Here is a 278-nt window from a genome sequence, read left to right as displayed (position 1 = left end):
TGGATTATAATGTTGTAAAGATGCTCCTAATCCCTCTGCTTCTAAACCTGTCCACACAACTAACTGGTGCATACCAGATGCTTGGTGTGACCAAATTGGGAAGTTTTCAGCATATGCAGCAAATTTTTCTTGAAGCGATTTAACGATAGACTCATCTTCAAAGAATAGTACTGTTCCATAACCAGCTTTAAAGGAATCCATTTTTTGTTGCGTTCCTGAAAAATCTCCATCTCCAACTACTTTTCTTAATGTTTCAGTTGTAATATCCCATAATTTAT

The 278-nt window shown here is 36.0% G+C and carries 1 protein-coding gene; it reads right to left on the bottom strand.

Features of this window, described 5'->3' with window-relative positions:
* Positions 1-278 (bottom strand): nitroreductase family protein (locus BAQ48_RS06340; RefSeq protein ID WP_479722830.1); only part of this gene is annotated, 278 nt, incomplete at both ends.

Source organism: Bacillus luti, assembly GCF_001884105.1.
In the GTDB taxonomy this organism is placed as follows: domain Bacteria; phylum Bacillota; class Bacilli; order Bacillales; family Bacillaceae_G; genus Bacillus_A; species Bacillus_A luti.
Note: the sequence above shows the minus strand (reverse complement) of the source record. Positions and strands in the feature narration are given on the sequence as shown.